We start from the raw sequence: 22,969 nt of genomic DNA on the forward strand, positions 1-22,969 counted from the left end.
ATCAAGCATCCAATAGCGCACGGGCAAGGGCCTGCAGTTTACGGGTGAGCGGGCCAACGGGCCAGCGCGCCGAACCGCACCCGCGTACCGGCCACACGCCATAAACGCTGTTGCAGACCATGACTTCATCGGCCTGGTGCAGCTGTTCGAGGCTGATGTCGGTGATTTGCGTGGCGATGCCTTGGGACTTGGCTTGAAACAATAATTCGGCGCGCATCACACCGGCCACGCCACAACGACTCAGGTCCGCTGTGAACAGAACGCCATTGCGCACCAGGAACAGGTTGCTGAAGACGCCTTCGATCACCCGTCCGGACGTATCAAGCATCAATCCCTCGGCATGCTCGATGTCGCGCCACTCGGCGCGGGCCAGCACTTGCTCCAGGCGATTGAGGTGCTTGAGGCCGGCGAGCAAGGGCTGTTCGGACAAACGCACGGTGCAGGGGAACATTTGGATGCCTTGTTCGGCATGGGTGGTGGGATAAGCAGCCGGCGGGCTTCCTTGCAGAATACGCCTGGCCGGACTCGACGGATCGGCCGCATAACCACGCAGGCTGTTGCCCCGGGTCACGATGAGTTTCAGCACGCCATTGCCCAGGCGCTGGGCATAGGCGCTCAGCTCAGCACACAGCACGCTCAAGTCGACGTTGAACGCCAGACGCTGGCAACCGGCCTCCAGACGCTGCAGGTGGCGCTCCAGCAGTACAGGTGCGCCATTGCGCACGGCGATGGTCTCGAACAGCCCATCGCCATAAGCCAGGCCGCGATCTTTCAGCGACAGGACGTCTGCCGGCTGACCGTCGACCCAGCTTTCCATCAACCGGCGAACCGGCGGAACACCAGCGATCCGTTGGTTCCGCCAAAGCCGAAGGAGTTGGACAACACCACATCGATGTCCATGCTGCGGGCCGTATGCGGCACGAAGTCAAGGTCGCAACCTTCGTCCGGCTCATCGAGGTTGATGGTCGGCGGCGCGGTCTGGCTATTGATCGCCAGTACGCTGAAGATGGCTTCCACCGCCCCCGCCGCACCCAACAAGTGACCGGTCATGGACTTGGTGGAACTGACGGCCAGCTTGTAGGCGTGCTCGCCAAACACCGTCTTGATCGCCTGGGCTTCCGCGAGGTCACCCGCCGGGGTCGAAGTGCCGTGGGCGTTGATGTACTGGACCTGCTCGCCATTGATCTTCGCATCACGCAAGGCATTGGCAATGCAGCGGGCAGCACCAGCGCCATCGGCCGGTGGCGACGTCATGTGGTACGCATCGCCGCTGGTACCAAAGCCGATCAGCTCGGCATAAATGGTCGCACCGCGAGCTTTGGCGTGCTCCAACTCTTCGAGCACCAGCGCACCGGCGCCATCGGACAGCACGAAGCCGTCGCGGCCCTTGTCCCAAGGCCGGCTGGCCCGTGCAGGCTCATCGTTGCGGGTCGACAGCGCGCGGGAGGCGCCGAAACCGCCCATGCCCAGACCGCAGGCCGCCATTTCGGCGCCGCCGGCGATCATCACGTCGGCTTCGTCGTACATGATGTTGCGCGCGGCCATGCCGATGCAGTGGGTGCCGGTGGTGCACGCCGTGGCGATGGCATAGTTAGGGCCCTGTGCACCGAGGTGGATGGACAGGAAACCGGAAATCATATTGATGATCGAGCCCGGCACGAAGAACGGAGAAATCCGTCGCGGCCCCGAATCATGCAGCGTGCGGCTGGTTTCTTCGATATTGGTCAAGCCACCAATACCTGAACCCATTGCCACGCCGATGCGCTCGCGGTTGGCGTCGGTGACTTCCAGGCCGGCGTTACGCACTGCCTGAAAACCGGCAGCCAAGCCGTATTGAATGAACAGGTCAAGCTTGCGAGCTTCCTTGACCGACAGGTATTCCTCGACATTGAAGCCCTTTACCGAGCCGCCAAAACGGGTGGAATAGGCAGAAAGGTCGGTGTGTTCGATCAGACCAATGCCACTACGGCCAGCCAGAATGCCCTGCCAGCTGCTCGGCACATCCGTGCCCAGTGGCGACAACATACCCATACCGGTGACTACGACGCGTCTACGCGACACAGCACTCTCCTTTTTCAAATGACGACTTTGCATCAGGCCTAAAGAAAAAACCGCACGCCGTGATGGCAGTGCGGTTTTTCCATGACAGCTAGCGACGACTGAATACGATTACGCCTGGTGGCTGGTAACGTAGTCGATAGCAGCTTGTACAGTAGTGATCTTTTCAGCTTCTTCGTCAGGAATCTCGGTCTCGAATTCCTCTTCCAGAGCCATCACCAGCTCAACGGTGTCAAGGGAGTCGGCACCCAGGTCTTCAACGAAGGAAGCGGTGTTCACAACTTCTTCTTCTTTAACGCCCAGTTGCTCGGCAACGATTTTCTTGACGCGCTCTTCGATGGTGCTCATACCTTGTTTTCACTCCTAATGGACAAATTCAGGCAGCTGGCCGGTGGGTAAGTGTATAGAAAGACTTTTCGGTTTTTCAACCGAAAGCTTCACTCCTCGAACCTGGGGCCCGCCGCCTATAAATAGATTGCAGCTTTATAACGGATTTTAGACAGCTCGTATGACATTTTTTTGAAGCAATCCGTCACATTTAACTCATGTACATCCCGCCGTTCACCGGGATTGTAGCCCCAGTCACGTATGCCGCACCGTCCGAAGCAAGAAAAGCGACCACGGACGCGATTTCTTGAGCTTGCCCCAGACGACCCAGCGGAATCTGTGTCAACAAGGCTTCACGCTGCGCTTCCGGCAGTTCACGGGTCATGTCGGTGTCGATGAAACCCGGTGCGACCGAGTTTACCGTAATCGAGCGCGAACCGACTTCTCGTGCCAGCGCACGGCTGAAACCTTCCAGACCGGCCTTCGCTGCAGCATAGTTTACTTGGCCTGCGTTGCCCATGGCACCCACAACCGAGCCGATACTGATAATTCGGCCCCAACGAGCCTTGGTCATGCCACGCAGGACGCCCTTGGACAGCCGGTACAGGCTGTTCAAGTTGGTATCGACCACGTCGAACCACTCGTCATCTTTCATGCGCATCATCAGGTTATCGCGGGTGATACCGGCATTGTTGACCAGGATCGCCGGCGCGCCGAACTGCTCCTGAATGCTGGACAATACCGCCGCAACAGACTCATCGCTGGTCACGTTGAGCTCAAGACCGGTGCCCTGGATGCCGTTTTCCTTCAAGGTGGCGGCGATACGCTCGGCGCCCGAAGCGGACGTCGCGGTGCCGACAACGATGGCGCCTTGGCGACCCAGTTCCAGGGCGATGGCCTGGCCGATGCCGCGGCTTGCACCGGTCACCAGTGCAACTTTACCTTGCAGACTCATGCAAGCTTCTCCTGTTCAGGCTTGCGCTGCGCGAGCGGCAGCGAAAGCGTCTGGGGTGTTGAGGTTGGAAGTGGACACGCCTTCGGCGCAGCGCTTGTTCAGGCCTGCCAGCACTTTGCCAGGACCGCACTCGACCAGTTCGGTCGCACCCTTGGCTGCCAGCGTCTGGACCGATTCAACCCAACGAACCGGCTTGTAGAGCTGCTCCAGCAGGTCGCGCTTGAGGGTTTCCAGGTCTGCTGCGACGTTGGCGCTGACGTTCTGCACCACGGGAATCTGCGGAGCCTGCCAGTCGATGGCGGCGATGGACTCGGCAAAACGCTCGGCGGCTGGACGCATCAGCTCGCAATGCGACGGCACGCTGACCGGCAACGGCATGGCGCGCTTGGCACCACGGGCCTTGCAACCCTCGATGGCGCGCTCGACGGCGGCCTTGGCCCCCGCGATGACCACCTGGCCCGGGGAGTTGAAGTTGACCGCACTGACCACATCACCCTGAGCCGCTTCGGCACAAGCTGCCAACACGTCGGCGTCTTCCAGGCCGAGGATCGCGGCCATGCCGCCCTGCCCGGCCGGAACGGCTTCCTGCATCAATTGGCCACGACGTTCCACCAGCTTCACCGCGTCGCCGAGACTCAGGCTACCCGCAGCCACCAGGGCGCTGTATTCGCCCAGGCTGTGACCGGCGACAAACGCCGGGCGCGCGCCGCCCTCGGCCAACCATAGGCGCCACAGCGCAACGGAGGCCGTCAGGATTGCCGGCTGGGTTTTATCGGTTTGATTGAGTTGCTCTTCCGGCCCTTGCTGGGTCAGTGCCCACAAGTCGTAGCCGAGTGCATCGGATGCTTCTTTGAATGTTTCGAGGATCAGCGGGTATTGCGCGCCCAGCTCGGCCAGCATGCCGAGGGACTGCGAGCCCTGCCCTGGAAAGACGAATGCGAGGGAAGCAGACATGAAAACAAAGCCCCTAATGATCTTGTCGTCAAAAATTGACGCCCCTGGGGGCGCTAGGAAACTGACAGTTGGATGACGGCTTGAACCGACCGGTCACATTTAAGCATTGTCGGACGAAAACGCCTAAGTTAACAAATCCTCGAGGCGCCCATGAAGGCGTTCCGGCAGGTTTTCCTGGATCTCGATCACCGCCCGGTTGATGGCGCTTTGAAACCCCTGCACCCCGGCCGAACCATGGCTCTTGATCACGATACCTTGCAGCCCCAGGAAACTTGCACCATTGTGCCGCGCCGGCGCCAGGTCCGCCTGCAACCGACGCATCAACGGCAGCGCGAGCGCACCCACCACCCGCGAGGCCAAACTCTGCTTGAACAACGCCTCGATGCGCTGCCCGATCATGGTGGCCAATCCCTCGCTGGACTTGAGCAGGATATTGCCAACAAAGCCGTCACACACCACCACATCGGCCTCGCCGCGATACAAGCCATCGCCTTCGACGAATCCGATGTAATTGATGCCCGGTGCATTTTGTAACAAAGTCGCCGCCAGCTTGACCTGCTGGTTGCCCTTGATCTCTTCGGTGCCAATGTTCAGCAGCGCCACGCGAGGACGCGCAATGCCAAGGGTCTGCGCCGCAACCGAACCCATCACGGCGAATTGCAGCAGGTGCTCGGCGCTGCAATCGACATTCGCGCCCAGATCAAGCAATTGGCAGAACCCGCGCTGGGTCGGGATCGCCGCCACCATTGCCGGACGATCGATGCCCGGCAACGTTTTGAGCACGTAGCGCGACAGCGCCATCAGCGCCCCGGTATTGCCTGCACTGACGCACGCCTGGACCTTGCCATCGCGCAACAACTCCAGGGCCACCCGCATCGACGCGTCAGGCTTGCCGCGCAGGGCCTGGGCTGGCTTTTCGTCCATGGCGATGACTTCGGACGCGGGCATGATCGACAGGCGCGCGCGATCCGCAGCCGATTGGCCGCCGAGCAGTTCTTCTAGCAGGGAGGGTTGACCGACGAGGGTCAGGTGCAGCGAGGGCGTGGCACGCAGGCAAGCAAGGCTGGCCTGGACAATGCTGCGGGGACCGAAGTCCCCGCCCATTGCGTCAATCGCGATGACTTGAGCGGACAAGTGATTACTCGTCAGCGCCCTTGTCGATCACTTTACGGCCACGGTATACGCCTTCTGGCGATACGTGGTGACGCAGGTGAACTTCACCAGTGGTTTTTTCTACAGACAGGGTGCTAGCCTCGAGAGCGTCGTGCGAACGGCGCATGTCACGGGCAGAGCGGGATTTTTTGTTCTGCTGAACAGCCATAATTGATTAACTCCTAAACGTTTGGGTCACGCTTTAACTGCGCCAATACACTGAACGGGTTGGACCGCGTTACCTCGTCCTCGCTCGGTTCGGGCTCATCTGCTCCCGCCGGCTGCTGGCATTCTTCCGGATGATGAGCAGGCACAATGGGCAAGGCGAGCAAAAGCTCCTCCTCGATCAGTGACTGCAGATCCAAAGGATCTTCGCCCAGTTCCAGCACGTCATAACCTTTCGGCAACGACTGGGTATTCGCACCCTCCTTCACCACCGCGTAACTGCATTCGCTGTGGATCGGCAGGGTGACCAGCTCAAGACAACGCTGGCAAACCATTTTGACTTCAGTGTCGATAAAGCTGTGGATTACCACAGATTTACGTTCATCTCGTTCAAAAACGAATTTGGCCTGGACCGTACCGACATCGTCGGAAAGCGGGTCGCAGAGTCTCTTCAAATCGGCCAGCAGCAGTTCACCTTGGAGGGTGGTGCCACGATCAGCCAATTTGCGCGGGTCAACGTGAGGTGGAATCGGGTCATTCAACATAGGCGCAGCATTATAGGGATGCACCGGGCCATGTCAAAGGAAATTCAGCCCTGTCCGTCACTTGCGTGCCTGGCTAGAATCCTTCCCTGCCCATCGGAGATAGCCATGCTGCCCTTATTACTCGCTTCAAGCTCGGTTTACCGCCGGGAACTGCTGGCCCGCCTGGGGCTGCCATTCGTCTGCAGTTCGCCGGACATCGACGAAAACCGTCACGCCGACGAACCTGCGGCCCAACTGGTAAAGCGCCTGGCCCGGGAGAAAGCCCTGGCACTCGCCGACAGCCACCCAGGCCACCTGATCATCGGCTCGGATCAGGTCGCCGTGCTCGGCGACCGCATTCTGGGCAAGCCTCACACATTCGAAAATGCCCGCGAGCAACTGATGGCCGCCAGCGGCGCCAGAGTGACATTCCTGACCGGCCTGGCCCTGCTTAACAGCCAGACCGGCAGATGCCAGGTCGACTGCGTACCCTTCACCGTGAATATGCGGGCATTGGATCAAGCTCGCGTAGAGCGCTATCTGCGCGCCGAGCAGCCGTACGACTGCGCCGGCAGCTTCAAGGCCGAAGGCCTGGGCGTGAGCCTGTTCCAGAGCACCGAAGGCCCGGACGCCACAAGCCTGATCGGCCTACCGCTGATTCGCCTTGTGGATATGTTGCTAGCTGAGGGCGTGCAGGTTCCCTGAAACCCCAGACAACCCATTTGTTGCGAGGGACCCCGCCAACCAGAGCCCCAGGAGCCTAGCGCAACGCCGGCCCCTGGAAGCCCATCCACATCGCCAAGTGCTCAGCGATGCTCGCCCCCAACTTCTTGGAGAAGCGATCGAACGGCGATTCTTCGATAGTGAAATCCACCAGGTCTTTCTGACCGATTACATCCCGAGCCACGGAGCTGGCACTGCCCAGGCCATCGATCAAGCCCAGCGGCAGAGCCTGCTCGCCAGACCAGACCAGCCCGGAAAAAAGCTCCGGATGCTCCTTGTCTTTCAAACGCTCGCCCCGACCCTTCTTGACGCTGGCGATGAATTGCTTGTGAGTGGTGTCCAGCACGCCTTGCCAGAATGCGGTTTCCTCCGGCTTTTGCGGCTGGAACGGATCAAGAAACGATTTATGCTCGCCTGAGGTGTAGACCCGCCGCTCCACGCCCAGCTTCTCCATGGTGCCGACAAACCCGTAGCCGGCCGCCGTTACACCAATGGAGCCTACCAGGCTGGCCTTGTCGGCGTAGATCTGGTCCGCCGCACTGGCGATGTAGTAGGCCCCGGACGCACCGAGATCGGCGATCACCGCGTAGACCTTGATGTCTGGATGCAACCCGCGCAACCGAACGATTTCGTCATAGACGTAACCCGACTGAACCGGGCTACCGCCCGGGCTGTTGATGCGCAACACCACACCCTTGACCTTTGGATCCTCGAACGCCGCCCGCAGGCTGCCGACAATATTGTCCGCGCTTGCAGGTTCCTTGTCGGCGATCATGCCTTCGATGTCGATCAGCGCCGTATAAGCCGAGCCGCTCACGGCCCCCTTCTCTATGCTCATCAGCGGCGTAAACAGCATTAGCGCGACAAAGAGATAGATGAACGTCAGCAGCTTGAAGAAAATCCCCCAGCGACGGGACCGGCGCTGCTCCTGGACGCTAGCCAGCAACGTCTTTTCCAGCAGCTTCCAGCTTTTATCGTCACCGCTCTCGGCGCTCGCCTTGGCCGGTGCCTTCCATTCATCCGTCATGCATGTATCTCCATCAGAACTTAATCGGCACGCTGGCTCAACCAAGCGTGCAATTGCGCAAAATGGTCGATCGCCAGGCACGGCTCGAAGGCCTTGAGCGCCTCGATCGTCTGCGCGCCATAGCTGACAGCCACCGACCCCATGCCTGCGTTACGGGCCATTTGCAGGTCGAACGATGAGTCGCCGACCATCAGCGCCTGGCCAGCGGACACATTGCAATGAGCCAGGATCTGCTCAAGCATCAGTGGATGTGGCTTGCTCGCCGTTTCATCCGCGGCACGGGTGATATCGAAATAATCTTCCCAACCATGCGCCTTCAATACCCGATCCAGCCCACGCCTGGCCTTGCCGGTCGCGACCGCCAGCCGATACCCCTCCTCCCGCAAGGCCCCGAGGGTTTGCACCACGCCGTCAAACAGCGGCGAAGGCTCGGCTTCCAGGGCAATGTAGTGATCGGCGTAGTGCTGGCGAAAAACGATCAGCTCTTGATCATCGATTTCCGGGTACAGGCTTCGAATCGCCTCCGGCAAGCCGAGACCGATGATGCCTTTTACCGCGAAATCATCCCGCCGGGGAAACCCCGTGCGATCCGACGCAACGTGCATCGCATCCACGATCCGACCGATGGAGTTCGCCAGAGTGCCATCCCAATCGAATATGAGCAGCTTGTAGTCAGGATGCACTCAACCGCTCCACGGTCTTGGCCCACATGTCATCCACGGGAGCCTGCAGCTTCAGCTCGCCGCCGTCAGGCAACGGCACCGTCAACATATAGGCATGGAGAAACAGGCGCTTGCCGCCCAAGTCACGGATCTCCTTGGTGAAATCGTCATCGCCGTATTTGCTGTCGCCGGCGATGCAGTGCCCGGCATGCAGAGTGTGCACGCGGATCTGGTGGGTACGCCCGGTGACCGGCTTGGCCTCCACCATGGTGGCAAAGTCGCCGAAGCGTCGAAGCACCTTGAATACGGTCAGCGCTTCCTTGCCTTCCTCGTTGACCTCCACCATGCGCTCGCCTGAACGCAGGTTACTCTTGAGCAACGGGGCGCGGACCTGCTTGACAGAGGTCTCCCAGCGGCCACGCACCAACGCCATGTAGCGCTTGTCGACGCCATCGCCGCGCAATTGCTCGTGCAGGTGGCGCAGCATGCTGCGCTTCTTTGCGATCATCAGCAGGCCGGAGGTGTCGCGGTCGAGACGATGGACCAACTCCAATTCCTTGGCGTCCGGACGCAACTGACGAAAGGCTTCGATCACACCGAAATTAAGGCCGCTGCCGCCATGGACCGCAATTCCCGCAGGCTTGTTGACCACGATCAGGGCCTTGTCTTCGAAGACGATGGCAGCCTCCAGGCGTTGCAACAGGCCCTGGGCCAAAGGCACCGGCTCGTCACGTTCCGGCACGCGAACCGGTGGTACACGCACGACATCACCGGCCTGCAGCTTGTATTCGGGCTTGATCCGACCTTTGTTCACCCGCACTTCGCCTTTGCGCAAAATGCGATAGATCAAGGTCTTGGGCACACCTTTGAGCCGGGCAAGGAGAAAATTATCGATTCGTTGGCCGGCATATTCCGGCGAGACCTCGAGCAGTTGAACGCCAGGGGTCGAAGGGGCAGTAGTCGTCATGGCGGCGATCATAACAATTTTTTATGGAATTGAAGCACTTAATCATTGCTGCTATAGTCGCGAACGCCGCCAAAAGTGGCTGGACAGCGGACTAACGGTCAAAAACCGGCCCTGACCAACGCAATTCACGAGGACGAGAGGCCGTCCTACGGGGTTCTTGCTACGTAACGGCAGAGTTTGCAGGTGCAACGAGCGCAGGTGACATGAGGCCTGAAATACGCCGCAAAGCAGAGTTCTGACTCGCCTTGCGCGCCACATTCACGGCCAGTTCACAAAGTGCAGTCACCCGGGAACGACCCCGAGCGAGAGCTTCGGAAACAACGCCTAAATTAGCCATGATGCGTGACTTCCCCTTTCGGAGCTCACGGTAAATGCCAACCCGCTGCGGATTCTGCGCGCGGCAGCACCCGAACTATCAGGGATACGTGTAGGGTGGAGATGTACAACCGTCGGACTGTGTAGCACTAGGCTTATATTTAGACGCTTCATCTCGTCCACAGGCGCCGGTTGATTCCTCCTCCTGACTGAGTGCTTGAGTACCAGCAAGCAGGACGCGTCCGTCGCGACTTCGCCATCATTGGGTCGAACTCGCTGGACACTGGAATGGCCCCGCCATTTCCAGGACGCACCTGACACCGACCGTGAGAAGTCGTGTGTGCCGAACGCCGTTTCCGGCAGCCCGGAAACCGACGGTACTACATGAAAAGAATGCTGATTAACGCAACTCAACCCGAAGAGTTGCGTGTTGCACTGGTAGACGGCCAGCGCCTCTACGACCTGGATATCGAATCCGGTGCACGCGAGCAAAAGAAGGCCAATATCTATAAAGGCCGGATTACTCGCATCGAACCAAGCCTTGAGGCTGCCTTTGTCGATTTCGGCTCCGAGCGCCATGGCTTCCTGCCCCTCAAAGAAATCTCCCGCGAATACTTCAAGAAAGCCCCTGAAGGCCGCGTCAACATCAAGGACGTGCTGAGCGAAGGCCAGGAAGTCATCGTCCAGGTTGAAAAAGAAGAACGTGGCAACAAGGGCGCCGCCCTGACCACCTTCATCAGCCTCGCTGGCCGTTACCTGGTCCTGATGCCGAACAACCCACGCGCCGGCGGCATCTCCCGCCGCATCGAGGGCGAAGAGCGCAACGAACTGCGTGAAGCCCTCAACGGCCTGGTAGCCCCCGCCGACATGGGTCTGATCGTGCGCACTGCCGGCCTGGGCCGCAGCAGCGAAGAAATGCAGTGGGACCTCGACTACCTGCTGCAACTGTGGACCGCCATCAAAGAAGCATCGCTGGATCGCTCCGCGCCGTTCCTGATCTACCAGGAAAGCAACGTGATCATCCGCGCCATCCGCGATTACCTGCGCCAGGACATCGGCGAAGTATTGATCGACAGCGTCGAAGCCCAGGACGAAGCCCTGACCTTCATTCGCCAGGTGATGCCGCAGTACGCCAGCAAGATCAAGCTCTACGAAGACAGCGTTCCGCTGTTCAACCGCTTCCAGATCGAAAGCCAGATCGAGACCGCCTTCCAGCGCGTCGTCGAGCTGCCGTCCGGCGGTTCCATCGTCATCGATCCGACCGAAGCCCTGGTGTCCATCGACATCAACTCGGCGCGCGCCACCAAAGGCAGCGACATCGAAGAGACAGCCCTGCAGACCAACCTTGAAGCCGCCGAGGAAATCGCCCGTCAGTTGCGCCTGCGCGACATCGGCGGCCTGATCGTCATCGACTTCATCGACATGACCCCGGCCAAGAACCAGCGCGCCGTGGAAGAAAAAGTCCGTGAATGCCTGGAAGCCGATCGCGCCCGCGTACAGGTCGGCCGTATCTCGCGCTTCGGCCTGCTGGAAATGTCCCGTCAGCGCCTGCGTCCATCCCTGGGCGAAAGCAGCGGCATCGTTTGCCCACGCTGCAGCGGCACCGGCATCATTCGTGACGTTGAATCGCTGTCCCTGGCGATCCTGCGCCTGATCGAAGAAGAAGCCCTGAAGGACCGCACCGCCGAAGTTCGCGCCCAGGTGCCGATCCCGGTCGCTGCGTTCCTGCTCAACGAAAAACGCAACTCGATCACCAAGATCGAACTGCGCACCCGCGCCCGCATCGTGATCCTGCCGAACGATCATCTCGAGACGCCGCACTTCGAAGTGCAGCGCCTGCGTGATGACAGCCCGGAAGCCCACACCAACCAGTCCAGCTACGAAATCGCCGCTGCCGCTGCCGAAGTGGAAGACATCCAGCCGGCCGCCGCCACTCGCACCCTGGTTCGCCAGGAGGCAGCGGTCAAGACCGCTCCGGCCCGCGCCAACGCTCCGGTTCCGACCGAAGTGACCGCTCCGGTTGCCGCCCCTGCCGCCGCCCCGGAACCGAGCCTGTTCAAAGGCCTGGTGAAGTCGCTGGTCAGCCTGTTCGCCACCAAGGAAGAGCCGGCTGCCCCGACCGTCGTCGCCAAGCCCGCCGCTTCCGAGCGTCCGGCCCGCAACGAAGAACGCCGCAACGGTCGCCAGCAGACCCGCAACCGCAACGGTCGTCGCGACGAAGAGCGCAAGCCGCGCGAAGAACGTGCCCCGCGTGAAGAGCGTGCGCCACGTGAGCCGCGTGAAGAGCGCCAACCTCGCGAAGCCCGTGAGGAAGCGCCGGCCGTAGCCCGCGAAGAGCGCGCACCGCGTCCGCCGCGTGAAGAACGCCAACCGCGTGCGCCGCGTGAAGACCGCAAGCCTCGCGGCGAGCGTGAAGAACGCGTTCGCGAACTGCGAGAGCCATTGGATGCGGCCCCGGCCGTTGCCGCCGCCGTCGCTGAAGAGCGTCCGGCTCGCCAGCCTCGTGAAGAGCGCGCACCGCGTCCTCCACGCGAGGAACGCCAGCCACGCGCCGAGCAGGCAGCCGCCGCTTCCAGCGAAGAAGAAGTGCTGAACACCGAAGAGCAGTTGCAGGAAGACGGCCAGGACACCGCCGAAGGCGATCGTCCACGCCGCCGCTCCCGTGGCCAGCGTCGTCGCAGCAACCGTCGTGAGCGTCAGCGCGACGCCAATGGCAACGTGATCGAAGGTTCTGAAGAATCCGAATCCACCGAGAACGCCGAAACGCCAAGCGCTGCTGACCTGGCCGCTGGCCTGGCGGTCACTGCGGCAGTTGCCAGCAGCGCGATCAGCGCCCCGGCCGAAGCCCAGGCAAACGAGCAGGCTGAACGTGCCACCGCTGCGGTGGAAAACGCGCCGGTTGAAGCGCCTGTGGTCGAATCCTCTGCCCCGGTGGAAGCTACCGCTTCACCTGAAGTGGAACTCGCACCGGCATCCGAAGCCCAGCCTGAAGTTGAAGTCGCCGCCGAGCCTGCGCCGATCGTCGAAGCACCCGTTGTTGCTGCCGAGCCGGTTGTCGAAGCACCGATCGAGGAAAAGGCGCCAGAGCCTGCCCGCGAAGAGCAGACTGCGTTCAACTGGACTGCGGAGCCAGCCGCAACGGCCGCCGTTGTCGAGCCTGAGCCGACGCCAGAGCCGGTGAAAGCGGCCGAGCCAGAAGTGGTCGAACCTGCTCCAGTGGTCGAAGCGCCCGTGGTTGTCGAAGCACCGGCCCCGGTTGAAGAGCCTGCCCCTGTCAGCGCCTTGACTCCGAACGGTCGCGCTCCAAACGATCCGCGCGAAGTGCGTCGCCGCAAGCGTGAAGCCGAGCGTCTGCAGAAGGAAGCCGAACAAGCTGCCGCTGCCGCCGCCCAAGCCCCTGCTGCCGAGCCCGCTCCGGCCGTGGAAGAAGTCGCCGAGGCAGCTCCTGCCCCGGTCGCCGAAACCCCGGTTGAACCGGCTCCGACGTTTGACGAACCTCAGCACACCGCTGAAGAAGTCGCACCGCGTCACACTGAAGCGCTGGAAAAAGAGCACGAGCCTAAACCTCACGCTTAATCCCACCGCCCAGTAAAAAAGCCCCGCCTGGTGATGCCAGGCGGGGCTTTTTCATGCACGCAGATATACAAACACATCCCTCTCGCGATGGCGCCGGCTCAGCCTGTAACCATGGTGAATGCCAGACCGCTATCGCGAGCAAGCTCGCTCCCACAGGGGATTCGGGGCCAGGCACAGGATTTATATCCACTGAAGATCCAATGTGGGAGCGAGCTTGCTCGCGATGGCGCCGGCTCAGCTTGCAACCATGGTGAATGCCAGACCGCTATCGCGAGCAGGCTCGCTCCCACAGGGGATTCGGGCCGGCTTCAGGATTTATATCCACTGAAGATCCAATGTGGGAGCGGGCTTGCTCGCGATGGCGCCGGCTCAGCTTGCAACCAGGGTGAATGCCAGACCGCTATCGCGAGCAGGCTCGCTCCCACAGGGGATTCGGGCCGGCTTCAGGACTTATATCCACTGAAGATCCAATGTGGGAGCGAGCCTGCTCGCGATGGCGCCGGCTCAGCTTGCAACCATGGTGAATGGCAGACCGCTATCGCGAGCAGGCTCGCTCCCACAGGGGATTCGGGCCGGCTTTAGGATTTATATCCACTGAAGATCCAATGTGGGAGCGAGCTTGCTCGCGATGGCGCCGGCTCAGCTTGCAACCAGGGTGAATGCAAGAACGCTATCGCGAGCAGGCTCGCTCCCACAGGAGATTCGGGCCGGCTTCAGAATTTATATCCACTGAGGATCCAATGTGGGAGCGAGCTTGCTCGCGATGGCGCCGGCTCAGCTTGCACCCATGGGGAATGCTAGACCGCTATCGCGAGCAAGCTCGCTTGTATGGTAGGGCTTGAAGGGAGGAGGAGGGACAAGGCTCGATTCTGACTGTTCGCGCAGTACAGACCGTGGGAGATTTCACCCCTCCTCCTTTCACCCAAGCGCCGATAAAGAATGCATCTGGCCTAGACCGACGATAGGAACAAGCCTGCGCCTCTGGGTGAACCCTTCAAGTGTTCAAACCTTAGCGCGGAGGATTTTCAATGGCAATGCCGGTTTCTGTCGCAAAGCCGATCGTGGGGGTTGATGTCGCCAAAGATGAGTTGGTGATTTATCACGCAGAAACAGATCGACTGGAAGCGATCCCCAACACCAAAGCTGCGATCAAGAAGTGGCTCAAGGAATTGCCTGCGCCAGTGGATGTCGCCATCGAGGCCACCAATATCTATCACCAGGACTTCGCCGACCTGGCTTATGCGCAGGGCTGTGTGATCTACATGATCGGCGGCTACGAACTCAGCCATTACCGCAAAGGTGTGAAAGTTCGCGCCAAAACCGATGCGCTGGATGCTCGGTTGTTGGCTCGCTACTTGAACAACGAAGGCCACCAGTTGCACCCGTGGACCCCGCCATCGCCCCTGTATTGCCGGCTTATAAGCCTTTTCCGGCGCCGGGCAGCCTTGGTTCAGGCGCGTGTCAGCCTCAAGCAAAGTTGGTCGAACGAACCGTTGCTCAAAACGGCCTTTGAGAACCAGATAAAGGCCATGCAGCGACTGGAAATCTTGCTTGAGAAAACAATCCAGACGCAATTGGATGCAGCCGGTCTGGGCAGTCAGCTCAAGCGCTGCATGAAAGTCGAAGGAATCGGGCTGTTGAGCGGTGCGCGTTTACTTACGTCGTTTCAGCGTGGAGATTTCAGAAATGCCGATGCCTTCATCGCTTTTCTAGGGCTGGACCTGCGCATATCGGACTCGGGAAAAAAGAAGGGACGCCGCTGCCTGTCTAAGCGAGGTGACCCGGAGGCGCGCCGATTGATGCACAACGCCGCGATGTCGGCGAGCCGCACAGCGGCGTGGAAGGGTTTTTATGGGGCTCTGCGGGCTCGAGGGCTAAGCACAACCGAAGCATTAGTGGCACTGGCCCGCAAGCTTGCCCGAGTGGTATTCGCTCTGTTGAAGAACCAGAGCGAATACTTACCAAAAGGCATCTAAGGGCTAGCCATGCACCATAGAATCTCCCACAGGGGATTCGGGCCGGCTTCAGGACTTATATCCACTGAAGATCCAATGTGGGAGCGAGCTTGCTGGCGATGGCGCCGGCTCAGCTTGCAACCATGGTGAATGGCAGACCGCTATCGCGAGCAGGCTCGCTCCCACAGGGGATTCGGGCCGGCTTCAGGATTTATATCCACTGAAGATCCAATGTGGGAGCGGGCTTGCTCGCGATGGCGCCGGCTCAGCTTGCAACCAGGGTGAATGCCAGACCGCTATCGCGAGCAGGCTCGCTCCCACAGGAGATTCGGGCCGGCCTCAGGATTTATATCCACTGAAGATCCAATGTGGGAGCGAGCCTGCTCGCGATGGCGCCGGCTCAGCTTGCACCCATGGTGGATGCCAGACGGCTATCGCGAGCAGGCTCGCTCCCACAGGAGATTCGGGCCAGGCGCAGGATTTATATCCACTAAAGCTCCCACACGGGATGTGCAGCCGACACCAGTCATGGTCCATCGTCGACGGTTTATTTGAAGGCCAGCGCCTCTGGCACATCGACATCCCAGGTTACGCCAGGGTCGTCCACCGGAACCTCAAGCACTTGCGCTCCGGTAAACAGCGCCTTGGCACCAAAATCCCCTGTCAGTGCCATCAGTTTCGGCCCGAACCCACGACCAAATCCCACCGGGTGTCCGTACTCACCGGTGAGGACCGGCACGCTGATGCCCTCCTCGCTAATTACCGCGGCCACTTGCTCGATGCTCGACGGTAGGATGAAAGGCATATCGCCCAGCATAATCAGCCAGCCATCGGCATCCGGGCAGGCCTGGACACCCGCGGCAATGCTATCCCCCAGGCCGGGGGAGTTCAGTTCCACGATATCGCAGCCATAGGCCTGGGCCATGCGAATGGCTTGCGGCCGGTCGTTGTTCACCACCAGAACGCGCCGTTCCAAGGATGCCGGCAGGTTGACCAACACATGCTCGATTACCGATCTGACGGCGCCGTCACGCCCCGTGCAGTCGGCCAGCAACTTATCCTTGTCCGCGCCGGCTACCTGACGAAAGCGACTGCCCGATCCCGCCGCCAGGATGATCACGCCAATCGACTTTTCCATACGCCCTCCTCGTCCACGGCCTACAACGTTTTTTTCTGCCGCAGTTCCACGCCATTTTTGATGGCCACGATTTCAGCCAACAGCGACAAAGCGATCTCCGCCGGCGTGTGGCTGCCAATGTGCAGGCCGATTGGTCCATGCAAGCGTCCGATCGCCTCTGCGGACAAGCCTAGCTGAGCCAGGTTATCTCGGCGCTTCTGGCTGTTGACCCGCGAGCCCAGGGCGCCGACGTAAAAGGCCTTGGAATCCAGGGCGGTGAGCAGTGCCATGTCGTCCAGGCGCGGATCATGGGTCAGGGCCACGATCGCCGTGCGTTCGTCGGTCTGGATGTCCAGAACCGCTTCGTCGGGCATGCCGGTAACGAAGCGGCCATGCTGTTCTTCCCAACCGTAGACAAACTCCTTGCGCGGATCGCAGATCAGCACCTCGAAATCCAGCAATCGGGCCATTTCCGCCACGTAACGGGACAGTTGCCCAGCGCCGATCAACAGCAACCGCCAACGTGGGCCATAAATGGCTCGCAGCAGCTGCCCGTCGAACACCAGGGCGTCGGTTTTGCTCGCCGGCGCCAGAGTCACATTGCCACTGGCGATCGTCAGCTCCCGGGCGACGATTTCATGGGCCTCGCATCGCTCAAGCAATTCGGCGACCCAGGCAGGATCGCCGACCCGCTCTTCGGTCAGGCGCAACGTACCGCCACACGGCAGGCCGAAGCGCGCTGCCTCTTCGCGGGTGACGCCGTAGGTGATGAGTTGCACCGGCGGACCGTCCTCGGGAATACGGCCGTCGTGCAGCCGGGCGATCAGGTCATCCTCGACACAACCGCCCGATACCGAACCGATCACCACGCCGTCCTCGCGCAGGGCCAACATGGCCCCCGGAGGTCTGGGCGCGGTGCCCCAGGTCTGAACCACGGTGAACAACACCACCCGCTGCCCAGCGCGGCGCCATTCCAAGACGCTGCGCAATACGTTCAGGTCAACGCTGTCCATCAGGCTTTGGCCTGTTGCCAGCCTTGCAGCTGATAACGCACGGGCAGATTGCGGATACGCTTGCCAGTGGCAGCGAAGATCGCGTTGCACAAGGCCGGCGCAATGGGCGGCACGCCCGGTTCGCCAACACCGCCCAACGGCACCTCGCCCGGCGGAGTAACCAGATGCACCGCCACTTCCTTGGGCGCCAGGGACATTCGCGCCACTTCGTACATATGGAAATTGTCCTGCTGCACCTTGCCATCCTTGAAGCTGATCTCGCCGACCATCGCATTGCCCAGCCCCATGACGCAGGCACCTTCGAACTGCGAGCGGATGCGCTCAGGGTTGATCTGCGGGCCGCAGTCCACGGCGATGTCCGCCTTGTGCACGATCACCGTGCCGTCGTCCTTGACCTCGATTTCGATCGCCGCCGCCACATAAGTGACGAAGCTGTAGTGCACCGCCAATCCCAATCCCCACCCCTTGGGTAGCTCACGTCCCCAACCGGCGGCCTTCGCGGCGGTTTCCAGCACGGTACGGATCCGCGCCGTGTCGATGGGATAACGCTCGGGGGATTCGCCGTAGTTCCAACCGTCATTCAGGGAATTCGGATCGATCTTGCGGTCCGGGCCCAGCAACTTGAGGTGGTATTTCAGCGGATCCTGGCCGGCCTTGTGGGCCAGTTCGTCGATGAAACTCTGGATCGCGAAGCCATGGGGAATGTTCGAGACCGAGCGATACCAGCCAACCCGGGTATGGGCCACCGCCTCGGGGTTTTCCAGGCGCATGTTGGGAATGGCGTAGGCCATGTTCGTCACGCCCATGCCCACTTCGAATGGTGCTTCATGGGTCATGCCGGGCGCGAACAGCGCGGTGATGGTCGGGGCCACGGTGCGGTGCAGCCAAGCGGAGGGCATGCCGTTCTTGTCCAGGCCGGCCTTCAGGTATTCAGCCGATACCGTATGGAAATACGAGTGATGGATATCGTCCTCGCGGGTCCATTGCACCCGTACGGCCTGGCCGGGAAATTCCTTGGCGAGGACAGCCGCTTCGACGACGAAGTCGGGTTTCGACTTGCGTCCGAAACCGCCGCCCAGCAGCGTGATGTTCACCGTGACCTTTTCGAAAGGAATGCCCAGGCGCTCGGCCACGCGTTCACGGGTCACCTGCGGTGCCTGGCTGGGTGCCCAGGCCTCGCATTCACCGTCCTTGAACCGGGCGACGGCCACCATCGGTTCCATGGGCGACTGGGACAGGTGCGGCAGGTAATACGACGCGTCAAGAGTTGAATCAGCCTGGGTCAGCGCACCGTCGAGATCGCCGGTGCTGCGCAGGACTTTTCCGGGCTTGAGGGCGGCCGCTTCCAGTTCCCCGCGGTAGGCAATGGAGTCATAACCAGCGTTCGGGCCATCGTCCCACTGGATCTTCAGTGCATCGCGGCCCTTGATCGCCGCCCAAGTGTTCTTCGCCACCACGGCGACGCCGCCCAGGGGTTGGAACTCGGAAGGCAACGGGCGCCCTTCGATCTGCAGCACTTTGACCACACCAGGTACTTTCAGCGCTGCGCTGCTATCCACGGACTTGACCTTGCCGCCATAGACCGGCGGACGGGCCACGACGGCGTAGAGCATTCCGTCGAAATGCACATCGGCGCCAAAGACCGCACGACCGTTGACGATGTCTGCGCCATCGATGGCGCGGCTCGCTTGCTTGCCGATGTAGCGGAACTCCGAGGGCTGCTTGAGGCGTAGGCTGTCGCGAGCCGGTACCGGCAAGGCACTGGCGGCGGCAGCCAGCTCGCCATAACCCAACTCGCGCCCTGAAGGTTCATGCACCACTTTGTGCAGCTGTGCACGGCATTCTTGCGCCGGCACCTTCCACTGCGCAGCGGCGGCGAGTTCGAGCATGGTCCGGGCCGCGGCACCGCAACGACGCATCGGCTCGTACCAGTGACGCATGCTGCGTGAACCGTCGGTGTCCTGGTTGCCGAAACGCGCCTCGTCCGCCGGCGCCTGCCGGACCTTGACGAGCGCCCAGTCGGCATCCAGTTCGTCGGCCACTACCATGCTCAGGCTGGTACGCACGCCCTGGCCCATTTCCGAACGGTTGCAGATCACTGTCACGCTGCCGTCGGCGGCGATACTGACGTACACCTTCGGATCATCGACCGCGCCATGGGGCATGCCCTCGGCGCCGAACTTCTTCTCTTCGGCAAAGGCATCCGGCAGGCCCCAAGTGGCGGCCAGGACCAGCACGCCGGTGGCGCTGGCGCCCTTGAGAAATCCACGACGGCTGAGGTTGCTCAGCGCGAAATCAGCGGGCAAGCGGCTCATGCCTTGGCCTCCTTCAAGTGAGTGGAAGCCTGGCGGATCGCGGTCTTGATCCGGTTATACGTACCGCAGCGGCAGATGTTGCCAGCCATGGCTTCTTCGATCTGCTCGTCGCTGGGGTTGGGGTTGGTCTTGAGCAACGCGGTGGCGGACATGATTTGCCCGCCCTGGCAATAGCCGCATTGGGCGACGGCGGTATCCAGCCAGGCCTTCTGCACGACCTGCCCGACCGGATCGACGTGAAGCGCGTCGATGGTGCTGATGTTCTGGCCTTTCACTGAGCCGATCGGCGTGATGCAACTGCGCGCCGGGGCGCCGTCGATGTGGATGGTGCAGGCGCCGCACAGGCCCATGCCGCAGCCGAACTTGGTGCCGTTATAGCCGGCCACGTCTCGGATCGCCCATAGCAGAGGCATGTCCTCGGTCACATCCAGTGAGTGATCTTTTCCATTGAGTTTCAGGGTAATCATGGGCACGCCCGCATCGTTATCGAGTTATGAGGGTCGAGCCATCTGCCGTTGGGTTATCGGTTCGGTATCGCAGATTGGCTCAGGCTAATCGGGCTCTTCGTTGCGCATACGCAAGCAAGCGTCTGCACCGGGCCTTGGGACGCGAATGCTCGCATCATCAGCCAGTTAAATTAACCCAGGAACACGCAAAACGCCCTGCACAATCCTGCACAAATCACATTGTGCGGGCGGTGCAGGGCGTTTTTCCTGACGCGATTGCGAGGGCTATCAATACCGATTAGGTTCCATTTCCAGCTCGACCTGGAAACGCTCGGCGATGTCTTTCTGAATCCGTCGAGCCAGATCCAGCAGCTCCAGCCCCGTGGCATTGCCATAGTTGACCAACACCAGCGCCTGCAACTTATGCACTCCGGCGTCGCCTTCGCGGAACCCTTTCCAACCGGCCCGCTCGATCAGCCAGCCGGCGGCGATTTTCATCTGCCCACCAGCCTGTGGATAAGCCACCAGGTCGGGGTATTGCGCCTTGAGATGCGCCACGTGAGCGGCCGGCACCAATGGATTCTTGAAAAAACTCCCGGCGTTGCCGAGTACGGCGGGGTCTGGGAGTTTCTCGCTGCGGATGCTGCAGATCGCCCGGCTGACATCGGCAGGCGTCGCCTGGTCGATGCCTTGTTCGGTCAAGCGCTGGCGCACCGGGCCGTATTCCAGGTGCAAATGCGCGATACGGCTGAGGGCAAAGCGCACCCGCAGGATCAACCAGCGGTCCGGCTGCTGCTTGAACAGGCTGTCGCGGTAGGCGAAGGCGCATTCGTCGACGGTGAAATCGCGCAGCTCGCCGGTGTAGCGATCCAACGCGGTGAGGCCGGCGAAAACATCCTTTATTTCCACACCGTAGGCACCGATGTTCTGCATCGGCGCCGCCCCCACCGTACCGGGAATCAGACTGAGGTTTTCCAGGCCCGACCAACCTTGCGCCAGCGTGTGCTGGACAAACGGATGCCACGGCTCCCCGGCCTCGGCCTCGATCACCACCCGCTCGCCGTCATCGACGAGCAAGCGAATCCCCCGGCTGGCCATGCGTAACACGAGCGCGTTGATGTCGCCGGTCAGCAACAGGTTGCTGCCGCCGCCAATGACCAGCAGCGGCACGTCGTGGCCAGCGGCATAGGCCAAGGCTTCCCGAACATCCGTATCGCTGTGGGCTTCGGCGAACAGCCGGGCGCCGACATCCACGCCGAAGCTGTTGTACGGCTTGAGGCTGACGCCCGTCTGGACTTGCAAGGTCATAACCGCCCCTTCAATTCGATCACCAGACGATCCGTGGCGCGCTCGATCAGATCCAGCACCTGCTCGAAACCTTGCTCACCGTCGTAGTAAGGGTCAGGCACGTCATCGAGTTCGGCTTCGTAGCGACGCAGGAAAAGGTCCAGCTCTGCTCGGGCATTGGCCGGTTGCAAGACCTTGAGGTTGCGCAGGTTGCTGCTGTCCATCGCCAGGATCAGGTCATAGGTGGCGAAATCGGCGCGGGTCACCTGCCGGGCTCGCTGGGCCGATAAATCGTAGCCGCGACGCAGGGCCGCGGCCATGCTGCGTTTGTCCGGCGCTTTACCGACATGCCAGTCGCCGGTGCCGGCGGAAGCGACTTCCACCTGCTCTTGCAGCCCGGCTTCGCGCAATTTGTGGCGCAAGATACCTTCGGCTGTGGGCGACCGGCAGATATTGCCAAGACAGACGAACAGAACCCGCATCAAGCCTCCAGCAGGCGACGAACGCGCTCAAGGTCTTCGGGGGTATCCACCCCGGTCGGAGGCGCGATCAAGGCATCGGCGACGTGGATCCGCACGCCATGCCACAATGCGCGCAGTTGCTCCAGGGCCTCAGTATTTTCCAGCCAGCACGGCCCCCAGGCGACGAAGTCCTGGAGGAAACCGGCGCGGTAGGCATAGATGCCGATATGGCGGCGGTAAGGCACGCCGTCGGGCAGCACGTCGCGGCTCTGCGCGAAGGCCTCCCGGGCCCAGGGCAAGGTGGCGCGACTGAACGTGAGCGCGAGGCCGTTGAGGTCGCTGACCACTTTGACCACATTGGGGTTGAACAGCGTCGGCACGTCCTCGATCGGCTCGGCCAGGGTGGCCATGCGCGCCTCGGGATGGGCCGCCAGGTTCGCGGCCACCTGGTCGATGACACTTGGCGGTATCAATGGCTCGTCGCCCTGCACGTTGACGACGATGGCATCGGGCGCCAGCCCGAGCTTCGCGGCCACTTCCGCCAGGCGATCAGTACCAGAGTTGTGGTCCTCGCGCGTCATCACCACCTCGGCGCCAAAGCCCTCGCACGCCTCAACGATGCGCGCATCGTCCGTCGCGACCACTACGCGCTGGGCGCTGCTCTTGCTGGCCTGTTCCCAGACATGCTGGATCATCGGCTTGCCGGCGATCAACAACAACGGCTTGCCAGGCAGGCGCGTCGAGGCGAAGCGCGACGGAATGACGACGGTAAAGGCTGTGGTCATTTATCCAGGCGCTCATCGGTGGTCAGGGTGCGGGCTTCGCTCTCGAGCATCACCGGGATGCCGTCGCGAATCGGATAGGCCAGGCCGGCGCCCTTGCTGATCAGCTCGGTCTTGTCGGCGCTGAGCTTGAGCGGGCCTTTGCAGACCGGGCAAGCCAGGATATCGAGCAGTTTGGTGTCCATGAA

At 61.4% G+C, this 22,969-nt stretch carries 22 protein-coding genes; 3 read left to right on the plus strand and 19 right to left on the minus strand.

Annotated features, from left to right (window positions below; all coding sequences use genetic code 11):
* Position 1 precedes the first annotated feature (1 nt).
* The 8 genes from pabC to M1D68_RS17835 all read right to left on the minus strand — a co-directional run bounded on the left by pabC (position 2) and on the right by M1D68_RS17835 (position 6,156).
* On the minus strand, positions 2 to 817 hold the full coding sequence (pabC, locus tag M1D68_RS17800; protein ID WP_457967978.1) for an aminodeoxychorismate lyase: 816 nt from the start codon (positions 815 to 817) through the stop codon (positions 2 to 4).
* Entirely contained in the window at positions 817 to 2,061 is a 1,245-nt protein-coding gene (gene fabF / locus M1D68_RS17805; RefSeq protein ID WP_109754384.1) for a beta-ketoacyl-ACP synthase II, read from the minus strand. Before fabF ends, pabC begins: the two co-directional genes overlap by 1 nt.
* 108 nt (positions 2,062 to 2,169) lie before the next feature.
* Positions 2,170 to 2,406 carry an acyl carrier protein gene (gene acpP, locus M1D68_RS17810; RefSeq protein WP_003175607.1) on the minus strand — a complete coding sequence of 79 codons (237 nt, stop codon included), beginning with the start codon at positions 2,404 to 2,406 and terminating at the stop codon, positions 2,170 to 2,172.
* 190 nt (positions 2,407 to 2,596) lie between these two features.
* Positions 2,597 to 3,340: a 3-oxoacyl-ACP reductase FabG gene (fabG, locus tag M1D68_RS17815; RefSeq protein ID WP_420767185.1), complete on the minus strand. Its 744-nt coding sequence runs from the start codon at positions 3,338 to 3,340 to the stop codon at positions 2,597 to 2,599.
* Between the two features lie 15 nt (positions 3,341 to 3,355).
* Positions 3,356 to 4,294, minus strand: a complete 939-nt coding sequence (gene fabD, locus M1D68_RS17820; protein WP_434607108.1) for an ACP S-malonyltransferase — start codon at positions 4,292 to 4,294, stop codon at positions 3,356 to 3,358.
* Positions 4,295 to 4,417: 123 nt separating this feature from the next.
* A complete protein-coding gene (plsX, locus tag M1D68_RS17825; protein ID WP_420767183.1) occupies positions 4,418 to 5,428 on the minus strand; it encodes a phosphate acyltransferase PlsX in 1,011 nt (336 codons plus the stop codon).
* Positions 5,429 to 5,432: 4 nt separating this feature from the next.
* Complete coding sequence (rpmF, locus tag M1D68_RS17830; protein WP_003179396.1) at positions 5,433 to 5,615, minus strand: 50S ribosomal protein L32; 183 nt, start codon at positions 5,613 to 5,615, stop codon at positions 5,433 to 5,435.
* Positions 5,616 to 5,628: 13 nt separating this feature from the next.
* A complete protein-coding gene (locus M1D68_RS17835) occupies positions 5,629 to 6,156 on the minus strand; it encodes a YceD family protein (RefSeq protein WP_003204262.1) in 528 nt (175 codons plus the stop codon).
* 105 nt (positions 6,157 to 6,261) lie between these two features.
* Between M1D68_RS17835 and M1D68_RS17840 the strand changes: the two genes are divergently transcribed.
* A complete protein-coding gene (locus tag M1D68_RS17840) occupies positions 6,262 to 6,840 on the plus strand; it encodes a Maf family protein (protein WP_420767182.1) in 579 nt (192 codons plus the stop codon).
* Positions 6,841 to 6,895: 55 nt separating this feature from the next.
* Here M1D68_RS17840 and M1D68_RS17845 read toward each other — a convergent pair whose 3' ends face one another.
* From M1D68_RS17845 to rluC, 3 genes are read right to left on the minus strand one after another with little or no spacing between them, the layout of a single operon-like run.
* Positions 6,896 to 7,885, minus strand: a complete 990-nt coding sequence (locus tag M1D68_RS17845; RefSeq protein ID WP_434560018.1) for a S49 family peptidase — start codon at positions 7,883 to 7,885, stop codon at positions 6,896 to 6,898.
* 20 nt (positions 7,886 to 7,905) lie between these two features.
* Positions 7,906 to 8,568, minus strand: coding sequence for an HAD-IA family hydrolase (locus M1D68_RS17850; protein WP_420767180.1), 663 nt, complete (start codon positions 8,566 to 8,568; stop codon positions 7,906 to 7,908).
* Positions 8,558 to 9,514, minus strand: coding sequence for a 23S rRNA pseudouridine(955/2504/2580) synthase RluC (rluC, locus tag M1D68_RS17855; RefSeq protein WP_434560020.1), 957 nt, complete (start codon positions 9,512 to 9,514; stop codon positions 8,558 to 8,560). Before rluC ends, M1D68_RS17850 begins: the two co-directional genes overlap by 11 nt.
* 699 nt (positions 9,515 to 10,213) lie before the next feature.
* Here rluC and rne point away from each other — a divergent pair.
* On the plus strand, positions 10,214 to 13,405 hold the full coding sequence (gene rne / locus M1D68_RS17860) for a ribonuclease E (protein ID WP_457967981.1): 3,192 nt from the start codon (positions 10,214 to 10,216) through the stop codon (positions 13,403 to 13,405).
* A gap of 1,028 nt (positions 13,406 to 14,433) precedes the next feature.
* Positions 14,434 to 15,381: an IS110 family transposase gene (locus M1D68_RS17865; RefSeq protein ID WP_445570990.1), complete on the plus strand. Its 948-nt coding sequence runs from the start codon at positions 14,434 to 14,436 to the stop codon at positions 15,379 to 15,381.
* A 526-nt stretch (positions 15,382 to 15,907) separates the two neighbouring features.
* On the opposite strand, the gene M1D68_RS17870 is transcribed toward M1D68_RS17865, so the two are convergent.
* The 8 genes from M1D68_RS17870 to M1D68_RS17905 form a co-directional block, all read right to left on the minus strand.
* Entirely contained in the window at positions 15,908 to 16,498 is a 591-nt protein-coding gene (locus tag M1D68_RS17870; protein ID WP_420766888.1) for a nucleotidyltransferase family protein, read from the minus strand.
* A 20-nt stretch (positions 16,499 to 16,518) separates the two neighbouring features.
* Entirely contained in the window at positions 16,519 to 17,490 is a 972-nt protein-coding gene (locus tag M1D68_RS17875) for an XdhC family protein (protein ID WP_434648553.1), read from the minus strand.
* Positions 17,490 to 19,805: a molybdopterin cofactor-binding domain-containing protein gene (locus tag M1D68_RS17880; RefSeq protein WP_457967982.1), complete on the minus strand. Its 2,316-nt coding sequence runs from the start codon at positions 19,803 to 19,805 to the stop codon at positions 17,490 to 17,492. The genes M1D68_RS17875 and M1D68_RS17880 overlap by 1 nt, the downstream gene beginning before the upstream one ends.
* Complete coding sequence (locus tag M1D68_RS17885; RefSeq protein WP_420766995.1) at positions 19,802 to 20,272, minus strand: (2Fe-2S)-binding protein; 471 nt, start codon at positions 20,270 to 20,272, stop codon at positions 19,802 to 19,804. The genes M1D68_RS17880 and M1D68_RS17885 overlap by 4 nt, the downstream gene beginning before the upstream one ends.
* Positions 20,273 to 20,539: 267 nt before the next feature.
* The gene (murB, locus tag M1D68_RS17890; RefSeq protein WP_434560030.1) at positions 20,540 to 21,559 is read right to left on the minus strand and encodes a UDP-N-acetylmuramate dehydrogenase; all 1,020 of its coding nucleotides are present in this window, start codon (positions 21,557 to 21,559) and stop codon (positions 20,540 to 20,542) included.
* Complete coding sequence (locus tag M1D68_RS17895) at positions 21,556 to 22,020, minus strand: low molecular weight protein-tyrosine-phosphatase (RefSeq protein ID WP_420766892.1); 465 nt, start codon at positions 22,018 to 22,020, stop codon at positions 21,556 to 21,558. Before M1D68_RS17895 ends, murB begins: the two co-directional genes overlap by 4 nt.
* Positions 22,020 to 22,784 (minus strand): 3-deoxy-manno-octulosonate cytidylyltransferase, encoded by a 765-nt coding sequence (gene kdsB / locus M1D68_RS17900; protein ID WP_420766893.1) that lies wholly within the window; start codon positions 22,782 to 22,784, stop codon positions 22,020 to 22,022. Before kdsB ends, M1D68_RS17895 begins: the two co-directional genes overlap by 1 nt.
* Positions 22,781 to 22,966, minus strand: coding sequence for a Trm112 family protein (locus tag M1D68_RS17905; protein WP_003179363.1), 186 nt, complete (start codon positions 22,964 to 22,966; stop codon positions 22,781 to 22,783). The genes kdsB and M1D68_RS17905 overlap by 4 nt, the downstream gene beginning before the upstream one ends.
* Positions 22,967 to 22,969 lie beyond the last annotated feature (3 nt).

This window comes from Pseudomonas sp. R4-84 (genome assembly GCF_054130985.1).

Coding starts and splice junctions, on each gene's coding strand:
- pabC (WP_457967978.1), bottom strand. CDS start 817: ATGGAAAGCTGGGTCGACGGTCAGCCGGCAGACGTCCTGTCGCTGAAA.
- acpP (WP_003175607.1), bottom strand. CDS start 2,406: ATGAGCACCATCGAAGAGCGCGTCAAGAAAATCGTTGCCGAGCAACTG.
- fabG (WP_420767185.1), bottom strand. CDS start 3,340: ATGAGTCTGCAAGGTAAAGTTGCACTGGTGACCGGTGCAAGCCGCGGC.
- fabD (WP_434607108.1), bottom strand. CDS start 4,294: ATGTCTGCTTCCCTCGCATTCGTCTTTCCAGGGCAGGGCTCGCAGTCC.
- rpmF (WP_003179396.1), bottom strand. CDS start 5,615: ATGGCTGTTCAGCAGAACAAAAAATCCCGCTCTGCCCGTGACATGCGC.
- M1D68_RS17835 (WP_003204262.1), bottom strand. CDS start 6,156: ATGTTGAATGACCCGATTCCACCTCACGTTGACCCGCGCAAATTGGCT.
- M1D68_RS17840 (WP_420767182.1), top strand. CDS start 6,262: ATGCTGCCCTTATTACTCGCTTCAAGCTCGGTTTACCGCCGGGAACTG.
- M1D68_RS17845 (WP_434560018.1), bottom strand. CDS start 7,885: ATGACGGATGAATGGAAGGCACCGGCCAAGGCGAGCGCCGAGAGCGGT.
- rluC (WP_434560020.1), bottom strand. CDS start 9,514: ATGACGACTACTGCCCCTTCGACCCCTGGCGTTCAACTGCTCGAGGTC.
- rne (WP_457967981.1), top strand. CDS start 10,214: ATGAAAAGAATGCTGATTAACGCAACTCAACCCGAAGAGTTGCGTGTT.
- M1D68_RS17865 (WP_445570990.1), top strand. CDS start 14,434: ATGGCAATGCCGGTTTCTGTCGCAAAGCCGATCGTGGGGGTTGATGTC.
- M1D68_RS17870 (WP_420766888.1), bottom strand. CDS start 16,498: ATGGAAAAGTCGATTGGCGTGATCATCCTGGCGGCGGGATCGGGCAGT.
- M1D68_RS17875 (WP_434648553.1), bottom strand. CDS start 17,490: ATGGACAGCGTTGACCTGAACGTATTGCGCAGCGTCTTGGAATGGCGC.
- M1D68_RS17880 (WP_457967982.1), bottom strand. CDS start 19,805: ATGAGCCGCTTGCCCGCTGATTTCGCGCTGAGCAACCTCAGCCGTCGT.
- M1D68_RS17885 (WP_420766995.1), bottom strand. CDS start 20,272: ATGATTACCCTGAAACTCAATGGAAAAGATCACTCACTGGATGTGACC.
- murB (WP_434560030.1), bottom strand. CDS start 21,559: ATGACCTTGCAAGTCCAGACGGGCGTCAGCCTCAAGCCGTACAACAGC.
- M1D68_RS17895 (WP_420766892.1), bottom strand. CDS start 22,020: ATGCGGGTTCTGTTCGTCTGTCTTGGCAATATCTGCCGGTCGCCCACA.
- kdsB (WP_420766893.1), bottom strand. CDS start 22,784: ATGACCACAGCCTTTACCGTCGTCATTCCGTCGCGCTTCGCCTCGACG.
- M1D68_RS17905 (WP_003179363.1), bottom strand. CDS start 22,966: ATGGACACCAAACTGCTCGATATCCTGGCTTGCCCGGTCTGCAAAGGC.